Source organism: Amycolatopsis albispora (assembly GCF_003312875.1).
GTDB classification, from domain to species: Bacteria; Actinomycetota; Actinomycetes; order Mycobacteriales; family Pseudonocardiaceae; genus Amycolatopsis; species Amycolatopsis albispora.
In genome coordinates, this window is record NZ_CP015163.1 from 3,471,788 (window position 1) to 3,483,319 (window position 11,532).

The 11,532-nt window shown below is 70.3% G+C and carries 11 protein-coding genes; 6 read left to right on the plus strand and 5 right to left on the minus strand.

Annotated features, from left to right (window positions below):
* The first annotated feature begins 37 nt into the window (after window positions 1-37).
* From A4R43_RS16145 to A4R43_RS16170, 6 genes are all read left to right on the plus strand, one after another.
* Complete coding sequence (locus A4R43_RS16145; RefSeq protein ID WP_113693077.1) at window positions 38-1,516, plus strand: FadD3 family acyl-CoA ligase; 1,479 nt, start codon at window positions 38-40, stop codon at window positions 1,514-1,516.
* Window positions 1,513-2,352: an enoyl-CoA hydratase gene (locus A4R43_RS16150; RefSeq protein WP_113693078.1), complete on the plus strand. Its 840-nt coding sequence runs from the start codon at window positions 1,513-1,515 to the stop codon at window positions 2,350-2,352. Before A4R43_RS16145 ends, A4R43_RS16150 begins: the two co-directional genes overlap by 4 nt.
* Entirely contained in the window at window positions 2,352-3,476 is a 1,125-nt protein-coding gene (locus A4R43_RS16155; RefSeq protein WP_113693079.1) for an acyl-CoA dehydrogenase family protein, read from the plus strand. Before A4R43_RS16150 ends, A4R43_RS16155 begins: the two co-directional genes overlap by 1 nt.
* The gene (locus A4R43_RS16160; protein ID WP_113693080.1) at window positions 3,473-4,357 is read left to right on the plus strand and encodes an acyl-CoA dehydrogenase family protein; all 885 of its coding nucleotides are present in this window, start codon (window positions 3,473-3,475) and stop codon (window positions 4,355-4,357) included. The genes A4R43_RS16155 and A4R43_RS16160 overlap by 4 nt, the downstream gene beginning before the upstream one ends.
* Window positions 4,354-5,253, plus strand: coding sequence for an acyl-CoA dehydrogenase family protein (locus A4R43_RS16165; RefSeq protein WP_113693081.1), 900 nt, complete (start codon window positions 4,354-4,356; stop codon window positions 5,251-5,253). Before A4R43_RS16160 ends, A4R43_RS16165 begins: the two co-directional genes overlap by 4 nt.
* Window positions 5,254-5,323: 70 nt before the next feature.
* Window positions 5,324-6,343 carry a fatty acid desaturase family protein gene (locus tag A4R43_RS16170; RefSeq protein WP_113693082.1) on the plus strand — a complete coding sequence of 340 codons (1,020 nt, stop codon included), beginning with the start codon at window positions 5,324-5,326 and terminating at the stop codon, window positions 6,341-6,343.
* Window positions 6,344-6,403: 60 nt separating this feature from the next.
* Here A4R43_RS16170 and hsaB read toward each other — a convergent pair whose 3' ends face one another.
* The 5 genes from hsaB to A4R43_RS16195 are packed head-to-tail and all read right to left on the minus strand — an operon-like array spanning window position 6,404 to window position 11,481.
* The gene (gene hsaB, locus A4R43_RS16175) at window positions 6,404-6,949 is read right to left on the minus strand and encodes a 3-hydroxy-9,10-secoandrosta-1,3,5(10)-triene-9,17-dione monooxygenase reductase subunit (protein WP_113693083.1); all 546 of its coding nucleotides are present in this window, start codon (window positions 6,947-6,949) and stop codon (window positions 6,404-6,406) included.
* Window positions 6,946-7,851 carry an iron-dependent extradiol dioxygenase HsaC gene (gene hsaC, locus A4R43_RS16180; RefSeq protein ID WP_113693084.1) on the minus strand — a complete coding sequence of 302 codons (906 nt, stop codon included), beginning with the start codon at window positions 7,849-7,851 and terminating at the stop codon, window positions 6,946-6,948. Before hsaC ends, hsaB begins: the two co-directional genes overlap by 4 nt.
* Window positions 7,852-8,700 carry a 4,5:9,10-diseco-3-hydroxy-5,9,17-trioxoandrosta-1(10),2-diene-4-oate hydrolase gene (hsaD, locus tag A4R43_RS16185; protein WP_113697647.1) on the minus strand — a complete coding sequence of 283 codons (849 nt, stop codon included), beginning with the start codon at window positions 8,698-8,700 and terminating at the stop codon, window positions 7,852-7,854.
* 2 nt (window positions 8,701-8,702) lie between these two features.
* Entirely contained in the window at window positions 8,703-9,881 is a 1,179-nt protein-coding gene (gene hsaA / locus A4R43_RS16190; RefSeq protein ID WP_113693085.1) for a 3-hydroxy-9,10-secoandrosta-1,3,5(10)-triene-9,17-dione monooxygenase oxygenase subunit, read from the minus strand.
* Between the two features lie 10 nt (window positions 9,882-9,891).
* Window positions 9,892-11,481, minus strand: coding sequence for an FAD-binding protein (locus tag A4R43_RS16195; RefSeq protein ID WP_113697648.1), 1,590 nt, complete (start codon window positions 11,479-11,481; stop codon window positions 9,892-9,894).
* Window positions 11,482-11,532 lie beyond the last annotated feature (51 nt).

Sequence of the window (11,532 nt, forward strand, 5' to 3'; positions counted from 1 at the left end):
TGCTACCCTACCAAGCACTTGCTAGGGAGCGAAGACCTTGAACACTTCGGACACGATTCCCGCCGCACTCGCCGCGACGGCCGCCCGGCTGCCCAGCGGTGAGGCGCTCGTGGACGGCCCGGTGCGGCTCACCTGGCCGGAACTGCACCAGCGGGTGCTCGGCCGCGCGGCGTGGTTCGCCGAGCGGGGCATCCGCCGCGGCGACCGCGTGGCGATCTGCGCGCCGAACTCGTACCACTGGGTGATCGCCGCGCTCGGCGCGTCGGCCGCCGGGGCGGCGCTGGTGCCGATCAACACCCGGTTCACCGGGCCGGAGATGCGCGACGTCATCACCCGCAGCGCGGCCAGGGCACTGGTGGTCGCCGACAACTTCCTCGGGGTGGACCGGCTCGCCGAAATCGGCGACGCCCGCCCCGAAGTGGTCTTGCGCATCCCCACCGACTGGACAGACCTCACCGGCGAATTCGACACCGCCGTCGAACCGGACGACCTCGCCGACATCCTGTTCACCTCGGGCACCACCGGCCGCAGCAAGGGCGCGATGACCAGCCATCGGCGCACGCTGGGCGTCGCCGGCGCCTGGGCCGAGCGCGCCGGGCTCACCCCGGAAGATCGCTACCTGGTGATCAACCCGTTCTTCCACAGCTTCGGGTACAAGGCGGGCATTCTCGCGGCGGTCCTGGGCGGCAGCACCATCGTGCCGCAGGCGACCTTCGACCCGGTGCGCACGATGGAGCTGATCGAGACCGAGCGGATCACCGTGCTGCCCGGCGCGCCGACCATCTTCCAGGTGCTGCTGGACCACCCCGAGCGCGCGGCACACGACCTGTCGTCGCTGCGGGTCGCGGTCACCGGCGCGGCCACCGTGCCGGTCCCGCTGATCGAGCGCATGCGGTCCGATCTCGGCCTGGAGACCGTGCTCACCGCGTACGGGCTGACCGAGGCGGTGGTGGCGACGATGTGCCACGCGGGCGACGACCCGGTCACCGTGGCGACCACCTGCGGCAGCGCGGCCGCCGGGTTCGAGGTGCGCATCGCGGACACCGGTGAGGTCCTGCTGCGCGGGCCGAACACCATGCTCGGTTATCTTGACGATCCCGAAGCCACCGCCGAAGCGATCGACGCCGACGGCTGGCTGCACACCGGTGACGCCGGTGAGCTGGACGAACGCGGCTACCTGCGGATCACCGACCGCATCAAGGACATGTACATCTGCGGTGGCTTCAACGTCTACCCAGCCGAGGTGGAGCAGGTGCTCGCGCGGCTGCCCGGGGTCACCGAATCGGCGGTGATCGGGGTGCCCGACGACCGGCTCGGTGAGGTCGGCGCCGCCTACGTGGTGCGCTCCGATGACGGCACCGCACTGTCCGAAGAGGACGTTCTGGCGCACTGCGAGGCAAACCTGGCCAACTACAAGCGGCCGCGCCGGGTGGAGTTCGTCAACGCGCTGCCGCGCAACGCGTCCGGGAAGGTACTCAAGCGAATGCTCCGTGTCGACGGCGAGGAGGCCCCATGACGGTGCGGTACGAGCAGCGGGACGCGGTCGCGGTGGTGACCATGGACCGGCCCGAGTACCGGAACGCGCAGAACTCGGCGATGACCTACGCGCTGGACGACGCGTTCTCGCGGGCGGTGGACGACGACTCGGTGAAGGTGATCGTGCTGGCCGGGGCGGGCAAGCACTTCTCCGCCGGGCACGACATCGGCTCGCCGGGCCGGGACGCGGACACCTCCTTCGACCGCCGGTCGGTGCTGTGGTGGGACCACACCGGCCGGGACGGCGGTGACCGGCGCTTCGCCCGCGAGTCCGAGGTGTACCTGGGCATGTGCCGCCGCTGGCGGGAGATCCCGAAGCCGATGATCGCCAGCGTGCAGGGCGCGTGCATCGCCGGCGGGCTGATGCTGGCGTGGGTGTGTGACCTGATCGTCGCCTCCGAAGACGCGTTCTTCGCCGATCCCGTGGTGCGCATGGGAATTCCGGGGGTGGAGTACTTCGCGCACCCGTGGGTGCTCGGGCCGCGTGCGGCCAAGGAGGTGCTGTTCACCGGCGAACGGTTCACCGCCGCGCAGGCCAGGGAATGGGGCATGCTCAACCGCGTGGTGCCCCGCGAGGACCTGGAGTCGGAGACGCTGGCGCTGGCCGGGAAGATCGCCGCCATGCCGGGATTCGGGCTCGCGCTGGCGAAGAAGGCGGTCAACCAGGCGGAGGACCTGATGGGCCTGCGCGCGGGCATGGACTCGGTGTTCGGCCTGCACCACTTCGCGCACGCGCACAACGCCGAGGTCGCGGGCGGGGACTCTCTCGGCGGGCAGGACGCGCGCTCGATGCGGGACGCCGGGAAGCAGTCCTGATGGACCTCGACCTCCCCGAATCGACGCTGGCCTTCCGCGCCGAAGTGCGTGCCTGGCTGGCGGAAAACGTCGTCACGCTGCCCTCGTTCGACACCACCGAGGGATTCGAACTGCACCGCGAGTGGGAGGCCAAGCTCGCCGACGCGCGGTTGTCGGTGGTCTCCTGGCCCGCCGAGTTCGGTGGCCGTGATGCGTCCCTTTTGGACTGGCTGGTCTTCGAGGAGGAATACTACGCGGCACGCGCGCCGGGGCGGGTCAACCAGAACGGCCTGTTCATGCTCGCGCCCACGTTGTTCTCCCACGGCACGCCGGAGCAGCAGGCCCGCATCCTGCCGAAGATGGCGCGCTCCGAAGCGGTCTGGGCGCAGGCGTGGTCCGAACCCGAAGCGGGCAGCGACATCGCCGCGTTGCGCAGCACGGCCCAGCGCACCGACGGCGGCTGGCTGCTGTCCGGGCAGAAGACGTGGAGTTCCCGCGCCGCGTTCGCGGACAAGGCATTCGGGTTGTTCCGCAGCGACCCGGAGGCGGTGCGGCACCGCGGGCTCACCTACTTCATGATCGATCTGCGGGCCGACGGTGTGCAGGTGCGGCCGATCGCCCAGCTCGACGGCGAGCCCGGGTTCGCCGAACTGTTCTTCGACGAGGTCTTCGTGCCGGACGAGGACGTGATCGGCACGCCCGGCGAGGGCTGGCGGGTCGCGATGACCACGGCGAACAACGAGCGCGGGCTGTCGCTGCGCAGCCCCGGCCGGTTCCTGGCCAGCGCGGACCGGCTGGTCCGGCTGTGGTCGGAAAGCCGCGACCCGGCGCTGGCCGATCGGGTCGCCGACGCGTGGATCGGGGCTCGCGCCTACCAGCTCTACACCTTCGGCACGGCCACCCGCCTCGCCGATGGGGCTTCGCTCGGCCCGGAGTCCAGTGTGAACAAGCTCTTCTGGTCGCAGCTGGACGTTTCCCTGCACGAAACCGCGCTCGAACTGCTCGGGCCCGAGGCCGAAGTGGACGGTGACTGGCCGGACGGCTGGCTGTTCTCGCTGGCCGGGCCGATCTACGGCGGCACCGACCAGATCCAGCGCAACATCGTCGCCGAGCGGCTGCTCGGCCTGCCACGGGGTGATCGATGAGGTTCGCGCTGTCCACCGAGCAAACCGACTTCGCCGCCGCGCTGGACGACTACCTGTCCACAGCGGACTGCGACGCGGCCGCCCGGTCGTGGGCGGACGACGACCTCGGGCCGGGCATGAAGCTCTGGCACGGCTTGACCGGCCTCGGCCTGCTCGACCTGCTGGACTCCGGCGGTTCGCTGGTCGATCTGGTGGTCGCCTTCGAACGGCTCGGTTATCACGCGGTACCGGGGCCGTGGGTCGACGCCGCCGCCGTGCTGCCCGCGCTGTCCGTCGAATCGGGCGGGCGGCTGGCGTCGGTGGTGCTGCCGCCGCACGTGCCGTACGGCCTGGACGCCGATGTCGCCGATGTCCGGCTGATGCTCACCGGCGACGGGCTGCACACCTTCTCCCCCGGCAAGCGGCTGACCTCGGTCGATCGGGTCCGCCGGTTGTTCGAGCCCGAACGCGGTGACCGGATCGGCGACCACGTGCCGCTGGCCTTCGAACACGGCGCGCTCGCCACCGCCGCGCAGCTGCTCGGCGCCGGGCAGTGGCTGCTGGACGCCTCGGTGAGTTACGCCAAGCAACGCAAGCAGTACGGCCGCGAGATCGGCAGTTACCAGGCGATCAAGCACCTGCTCGCGGACGCCGTCACCGCGCTCGAACTCGCGCGGCCCCTGCTCTGGGCGGCCGCGCTGAGCACGTCGGCACGGGACGTGTCGGCGGCGAAGGCCGCCGCCGGAAAGGCCGCCTCACTGGCCGCGCGGACCGGACTCCAGGTGCACGGGGCCATCGGCTACACCGCCGAACACGGCCTCGGCCTGCGCCTGACGAAGGTGCGTGCACTGGTGGCGGCGTGGGGCACGCCCGCCTTCCACCGCGGGCGGGTGCTGCCGTGAGCACCGCGGAGGAGCTGGACGCACTGCGGGACTCGGTGCGCAGCGCCTTGTCGCGGGGTGCGTCGTGGGACGTGTTGTGCTCGCAGATCGGGGTCGCCGCGCTCGCGGTGCCGGAGGAACACGGTGGTCTCGGCGCGGGACTGCCCGAACTGGCCGTGGTCGCCGAAGAATTCGGCCGCGTGCTCTCACCACTGCCGTTCCTGTCCACTTCGATCGCCGCGCTGGCGCTGGCGGACTCGCCGCTGGCCGCCAAGTTGACCACCGGCACCGTTGCCTTCGCGGACTTCTCGGCCGATGGGTCCACTGTGGACGGAACAGGCCGGTACGTGCTCGACGGCGACACAGCCGAGCTTCTGCTGGTCGTGACGGGAAATCGGCTCTACTCGGTACCGGTGGAGCAGCCGGGTGTCCGGCGCACCCACTCCCCCACCATGGACGAGACCCGCCGACTGGCCACTGTGGATCTTCGCGGAGCACAGGTTTCCCTGGTCGGGGACGTCGATCCTTCCCTGCTGGACCAGGCGTGTGTGCTGCTCGCGGCCGAGCAGACCGGCGCGATGGCGCGCGCGTTCGAAATCACCTTGGACTACACGAAGCAACGCAAGCAGTTCGGCCGGGTGATCGGTGGTTTCCAGGCGATCAAGCACCGCCTGGCCGACCTGTACGTCCTGGTCGAGACCTCGCGCTCGTGCGTGGCGGCGGCCGCGGAGGACCCATCGCTGGCCTGGGTGGCCAAAGTGCACTGTGCGGAGGCCTTCACCACGATCGCCTCGGAAATGATCCAGCTGCACGGCGGGATCGGCATCACCTGGGAACACCCCGCGCACCGGTACTTCAAGCGCGCACACGGCAGCAGCCAGCTGTTCGGGCCACCGCACCGGCACCTGCGCCGGTAGGGGCAGCCCCACCCCCGGCCGGGGTGCGCACCGGCTACCGGCGGGCACACGCGGTGACCAGACTCGACGCGTGACCACACAGCCTCTTCTCGCCGCGGAAACCGGAAGCGACTTCGCCCGGTTGTCCCGGCGGATCAACCAGGCCGGCCTGCTGGACCGGCGTCCCGGCTACTACGCACTGCGCATCGGCGTGGTGACCGCCCTGTTCGCCGCCGCCTGGACGCTGTTCGGACTGGTCGGCGACTCGTGGGCGACGCTGTTCGTAGCGGTGCTGCTCGCCGTGTTGTTCGGGCAGATCGCGCTGCTCTCGCACGACCTCGCGCACCGGCAGGTGTTCCGCACGCGGCGGCCGAGCGAGGTCGCCGGGCGGCTGGCGGGCAATCTCGGCATCGGCATGAGCTACGGCTGGTGGATGGACAAGCACACCCGCCACCACGCGAACCCGAACCACGAGGAACTCGATCCCGACGTCGATCCGGACGTGCTGGTCTGGTCGAAGGACCAGGCCAGGGCCAGCCGCGGCATCCCGCGGTTCATCGGCCGGTACCAGGCGTACCTGTTCTTCCCGCTGCTCACGCTGGAAGGGCTGAACCTGCACTGGTCGGGCGTCCGCGCGGTGCTGAAGCCGGGCCTGAAGCGGCGCGGGCTGGAGGCCGGACTGCTGTTCGCGCACTTCGCGCTGTACCTGGGTGCGGTGTTCCTGGTGCTCTCGCCGGTGAAGGCGCTGGTGTTCATCGCCGTGCACCAAGGGTTGTGGGGTGTCTACATGGGATCGATCTTCGCGCCGAACCACAAGGGCATGCCGACGCTGACCGGGAACAAGCGGCCGGACTTCCTGCGGCGCCAGGTGCTCACCTCGCGCAACGTGCGGGGCGGGTGGTTCGTCGACACCGCGATGGGCGGGCTGAACTACCAGATCGAGCACCACCTGTTCCCCAGCATGCCGACCCCGCACCTGCGGCGCGCGCAGCCGATCGTCCGCGACTACTGCGCCGAGATCGGCGTGCCGTACCACGAAACCGGCCTCGTCGATTCGTACGCGCAAGCCCTGCGCCACCTGCACGAGGCAGGTTCCCCGCTACGCCGCTAGTTCCGGGGGGGGTGCAATGAATGTGGCTTTCATAGCGTTTGGCGCGCTATGAAAGCCACATTACAGCCAATCGCCCGGGCGCGGCCAGTCGAACAGTTTGTCGATTTCCGTCCGTGGCCTGGTCAAGGCGTATTGGCCACGGTAGAACAACAGCGGCGAACCGTGGTCCGCGGATTCGGCGCCCAGCGCCCGCACCCGCCCGATCACGACATAGTGGTCTCCCGCCTCGTGCACGGTTTCCACGTCGCAGTCGAGCCAGGTCAAGGCTCCATCCAGCACCGGCGACCCCGACGGCCCTGGCTGCCAGGCGACCCTGGCGAACTTGTCCACCCCCCGCGCCCCGAAAACGGCGCTGAGTTCCTGCTGCTCCTCCGAAAGCACGTTGACCGCGAACGAGCCGCTGCGTTCGATCACCGGCCACGAGCCGGAGGTTTTCGCCGGGCAGAACAACACCAGCGGCGGGTCCAGCGAGAGGGCGGCGAACGACTGGCACGCGAACCCGACCGGTTCCGCGCCGTCGTGCCCGGTCACCACCGCGACCCCGGTGCAGAAGTGCCCCAGCACCGCGCGGAACCGGGCCGCGTCGATCGCCGCCGACGCGGTCACTGCTGCTTCGCCCCGATCGAGAAGTCGTGACCCCACAGCGAAACCGCCGTGCTCTCGCGTGCCATCCAGGTGTCGTCGTCGACCTGCCTGCCCTCGCAGCCGAACTCGATGTCGAAGCCACCGGGCGTTTTCATGTAGAACGACAGCATCAGGTCGTTGACGTGCCTGCCCAGCGTCGCCGACATCGGCACCTTCCGCCGCAGCGCGCGGTCCAGGCACAGGCCCACGTCGTCGGTGTTCTCCACCTCGACCATCAGGTGCACGATCCCGCTCGGCACCGGCATCGGCAGGAACGCCAGGCTGTGGTGCCGCGGGTTGCAGCCGAAGAACCGCAGCCAGGCCGGTTCCCCGTCGGCGGGCCTGCCGACGAACTGCGGCGGCAGCCGCATCGAGTCACGCAGCCGGAAACCCAGTACGTCGCGGTAGAAGTGCAGCGCGGCGGCATCGTCGTGAGTGGACAGCACCACGTGCCCGAGCCCCTGCTCCTCGGTGACGAACCGGTGCCCGTACGGGCTCACCACCCGCCGGTGCTGCAACGCGATGCCGTGGAAGACCTCGAGCTGGTTGCCCGACGGGTCCTCGAAGGTGATCATCTCCACCACGTGCCGGTCGGCCAGCTGCTCGGCGGTGCCCTCCTTGAACGGCACCTCGTGCGCGGCCAGGCTCTGCCGGACCTCCTCCAGCTCGGCGGCGTTGGCCACCTCCCAGCCGGCCTGCGCGAGCCGGTCCGATTCGCCGGGCACGATCACCAGCCGCGCCGGGAAGTCGTCCATCCGCAGGTACAGCGCTTCGGGATCGGTGCCCTTGCCCTCGACCATGCCGAGCACCTTGAGCCCGTATTCCCGCCAGGCCGCCAGATCGGTGGCCTCGATGCGCAGATATCCCAGCGACCGGATGCCCATTTACCCCACACCTCCGCCGAGGAATTCGATGGCGAGCCGGTTGAACTCGTCGAACTTCTCCAGTTGTGCCCAGTGCCCGCAGCGCCCGAACACGTGCAGCTGCGCACGCGGGATGTTCTTCAACGCCACCAGCGCACCGTCGAGCGGGTTCACCCTGTCCTCACGGCCCCAGATCAACAGCACCCGCTGGCGCAGGCGGTGCACGTCACGCCACAGCATGCCCTGCTCGTAGCTGTCCGGCCGCATGAACGACGCGCCCATCGCGCGCATCGCGGCCAGTGACTCGGGCGCGCTCGCCAGCGCGAACCGCTCGTCGATCAGCTCGTCGGTGACCAGCGACTGGTCGAACACCATCACCCGGAGAAAGGCTGCCATGTTCTCCCTGGTCGGGTTCGCGCCGAACGCGGCGAGCTTGCCGACGCCCTCGGTCGGGTCCGGCGCGAACAGGTTCACGCTCAGCCCGCCCGGCCCCATCAGCACCAGCCGCCCGGCGCGTCCACTGTGGTCCAGCGCGATCCGGACCGCCGCGCCACCACCGAGCGAGTTGCCGACCAGGTGCGCGCGCTCGATGCCGAGGTGGTCCATCAGCGCCACCACGGCGTTCGCGCTGTGCGTGAAGTACTGCGGGTGCTCGGTCGGCTTGTCCGACCGGCCGAAGCCCGGCTGGTCGACCGCGATGGTGCGGAACGCCTTGCCGAACACCGGCAGGTTGCGCCCGAAGTTGCTCCACGCCGACGCGCCCGGCCCGCCGCCGTGCAGCAGGATCACCGTTTCCTCGTGCTCGGCGCCGGTTTCGTGGTAGTGCAGCCGCAGTTCCGGCGTCACCTGGGCGTACTGGCCTTCGGTCACCGTCACACCATCCCATTTTCCACCGGCAGCCCGAACTCGCCGGTGCCGAACATGGTGTACGCGCGTTCGGGATCGTTCGCCGCGTGCACGCGGCCGGCGTGCGCGTCACGCCAGAACCGCTGGATCGGCGTGCCGGACCGCAGGGCACGCCCGCCGGAGTTCTCGAAGAGCCGGTCGATCGCGGCGATCGCGCGCTCGGTGCCGCGGACCTGGTCGCGGCGGACCCGCAGCCGGGTGGCGAACGGCAGCTTCTCCCCCGCGCACGCCAGCTGGTACAGCTCGTCGATGTTGTGCGTCAGCTGCAACCAGGCGGCGTCGATCTCACTGGCCGCCTCGGCGATCCGCACCTTGGCGAACGGGTCCTCTTTGGACTGTTCACCGGCGTACGCGGCGCGGACCCGCTTGCGCTGGAACTCCACGTGCGCGTCGTAGGCGCCCTGCGCCATGCCGATGATCGGCGCGGTGATGGTGGACGGGTGCACCGAGCCGTAGGGCAGCTTGTACAGCGGGCCGGGATTGACCTCCTGGCCGGGGGTCCGGCACTTCGAGGTGGCCATGAAGCTCAGCGCCCGGTGCGCCGGGACGAACACGTCGTCCACGATGATGTCGTTGCTGCCGGTGCCGCGGAGGCCGACGGTGTCCCAGACGTCTTCGATGGTGTAGTCGGCGATCGGCAGCAGGTAGGTGCAGAAGTCGACCGGCTTGCCGTCCGCGTCGAAGGCGGGTGCGCCCAGCAGCACCCAGGTGGCGTGGTCGCAGCCGGAGGAGAAGCTCCACCGTCCGCTGAGCCGGTATCCCCCGTCGACCACCTTCGCCTTGCCCATCGGGGCGTACGAAGAGGACAGTCGCACCTCGTGGTCCTCGGCCCACACGTCCTCCTGCGCCTTGGCGTCGAACAACGCCAGGTGCCAGGGGTGCACGCCGAGAATGGAGGCCACCCAGCCGGTGGACCCGCAGGCGCTCGCGATGCGTTTCACCGCGGTGTAGAAGGAAACCGGGTCGGCTTCGTAGCCGCCGTACGGCTTGGGCTGCAGCAGCTTGAAAAAGCCCGTTTCCTGCAGCGCCTTGATCGACTCTTCGGGAATGCGGCGGGCGTCCTCGGTCTCCTGGGCCCGCTCCCGCAACACGGGAAGCAGGTCCTCGACCCCGGCGAGCACACCGCCGACACTCGACTCTGTCATACCGGCAAGACTAGAACACGTTCTCGTTTTTGTCGAGTTCCCGCAGCGTCCGGCCACTGTGGGCCCCAGCACGGCGGCCGGAAAACACGCAGTCCGCCAGCGACAGGCCGCTGACGTAGGAACGAGAACAGATTCCTACCGCGGTGCGGCCGGCGGCGTACAAGCCGGGGATCGGACGGCGGTCCCCGTCGAGCACCATGCCGCTGTCCTCGTCCACCACCAGCCCGCCGAGGGTGAGCATCGGGCACGGGAAGGCCAGGCTCGGCCGGATCGACACGTCGACCAGCGAGTACGGCGGTGTGCCGAGCCGGTGCGTGAAGTCGGCGGGCTTGCCCATCGGGTCGGGCCCGTCGGCCGCGGCGGCCACCGTTTTGGCCAGCCCGCCCGGGTCGATCCCGGCGCGGCGCGCGACCTCCTCGATCGAGCTGCCGACCACCCGTCCGCGCCGCAGCAGGTACCGGGTCTGCAGTCGCTGGAACCACTGCACGTCACGCTGGGCGCGTGCCCGCCGGACCAGCTCGTCGTCGAGCAGCAGCCAGCCCCGGCCGTCGTGCCGGGTGATCAGCTCCTCGCCGACCGCCGCGCCATATCGCGACTCGTCGATGACCCGCTCCCCCCGCGCGTTCACCAGCAGCCCGCCGAGAAAGGCGCTCGGCGGCGTCAGGAAACGCCAGGCCGAGACGCGGCCCAGCTCGGCGGTCGCCCCACCGGCGGACCGGCCCAGCTCGATGCCCGAACCGTCGTCCCCGGCCGTGCCGAGCTGGAGCCCGCCGCGATAGGCGGGCGCGTGCTCGCGCACCCAGTCCCGGTTGGCGATGAAACCACCGGCGGTGAGGATCACGCCGCGTGCTGAGATTTCCACCTCACGCGCGAACCGCGCCTCGATCGCCGCGACCCGGCGGTTCAGCAGTTTCCGCAGCGCGGGCACGTAGATACCGGGCTTCGCGGACCATTGCCCGAGCACGCGGTGCGTCGCCCTCGCCCAGCCCGGCGCGTCACGCAGCGTTGTCGCGAGCACTCCGGTGACCGTGCCGTCAGCCGATTGGAGGAGTCGGCGCACACGGGTCTGCGGCAGTACCGTCGCACGATGGCGTACCGCGGCCGCGAGCGGCTTGAACAGGGCCTTTCCCGAGGTCCCGCGGCCCTTGGCGCGATGCCCCCGCGGCGCGGGCGTGGCCACCTCGCGGAACGCGCCGGACGCCTCGCTGCCCGAGTAGTAGAGGTAGTGCCGGTTGCCCGGGTACGAGGTCTTGTCCGGGCACAGGCTGCCTTCGAACGGCACGCCGTGGCGCTCCAGCCAGCGGATCATCTCCGTGCTGCCCTCACAGAAGGCACGCAGGGTCCGCTCGCTGACCACGTCGCCGGTCTCGTGCCGCAGGTAGGCGTACATGGCCTCGGCCGAGTCGGTGACCCCGGCGTCCCGCTGCTGCGCGGTGCCGCCACCGGCGTAGACCACGCCACCGCTGATCGTGGTGGCGCCGCCACCCTGGAATCGGTCCAGCACCAGCACGTCGGCTCCGGCTTCGGCGGCTTCCAGCGCCGCGCAGGCGCCAGCCGCCCCGAACCCGGCCACCACCACGTCGGCTCGCAGAGGCTCCAGAGATCCCGTCACCCCGCCCAGCCTAGAACTGAAACACGTTCTCGTCTATGG